This window comes from Micromonospora sp. ATLC20 (assembly GCF_057196585.1).
Genome location: NZ_JBXUOV010000392.1, coordinates 1 through 1,042, shown reverse-complemented (window position 1 = coordinate 1,042; position 1,042 = coordinate 1). Strand labels below are relative to the sequence as shown.

The 1,042-nt window shown below is 79.7% G+C and carries 1 protein-coding gene; it reads left to right on the top strand.

Going from position 1 to position 1,042, the window contains the following annotated elements:
- Window positions 1–153 precede the first annotated feature (153 nt).
- A partial coding sequence (locus AC2CHG_RS31530; protein WP_484526224.1) for a cytochrome P450 occupies window positions 154–1,042 on the top strand: 889 nt, incomplete at its 3' end.

The window sequence follows — 1,042 nt, the reverse complement described above, 5'->3', positions numbered from 1 at the left end:
CTGCTGGCCCCGCCCGCCGCCCGCGACACCGGTCCGGCGCGCGCCTGACCCGCCCGTGATCCGCGCCGCCGGTCCCGCCCGCGCCTGACCGCCGGGGGCGCCCGGCCGGATCGTTCGGTCCGGACCGAACTGTCGGCGCCCTACGGTCGGGCGATGGATTCACCGACGATCACGGCTGCTCCGGGCACACCGCCCTGCGGGCCGCCGACCTCGGACGACGGCGGCTGGGTGGTCACCCGGTACGCGGACGTCGTCTCCGTCCTGACCGATCCCCGCTGGGTGGTGCCGCCCGCCGAGGAGGCGCCGGAGGGTGGCCTTGCATGGCTGCGCGCCTCGGTGAGCCGGTTCAGCCCGCCGGACCGGCATGCCGCGCGGCGAGCCGTCGGGGTGGCGGCGCTCGACACGCTCGACCCACGGGAACTGCGCGTGGCCGCGGAACGGCTGACCGGGCGGATCCTCGACCGCGCCGCGACCACGGACAACGGCGGCGACGGGGTGGACGTGACCGGTGACCTGGCTCGGCGCGTACCCCTTGTGGTGCTGGCGGAGCGGCTCGGCCTGGCCGACCCGGCGGCGGCCGTCGCGGAGGTGACGGCGGTCGCCGCCGCCTACCACCCGGGCGCCGGCCCGGCGGCGGTGCGGCGGGCGGACCGGGCGGTGGCGGCGCTGCTGGCCATGTCGCCGCCCGCTCCGGCCGAGGTGACAGCGAACCGGCTCGGGCTGCTGGTGCAGGCCGCCGACGCCACCGCCGGGCTGATCGTGGCCGCCGTCCGGCACGGGCTCGACGCGCCGGACGGGCTCGGGACCGACGCGCTGCTCGCCGAGGTGCTGCGCCTCGACCCGCCGGTACGGGTCACCCGCCGGGTCGCCGCCGACCCGCTGAGCCTGGACGGCCAGCCGGTGCGCGCCGGGGAGCGGCTGCTGCTGCGGTTCGACGCCGCCAACCGCGACCCGGCGGCCTTCCCGGAGCCGGACCGCTTCCGCGCCGGCCGGGCGAACGCCGTGCTGACGTTCGGCGCCGGCCCCCGCGGCTGCCCCGGGC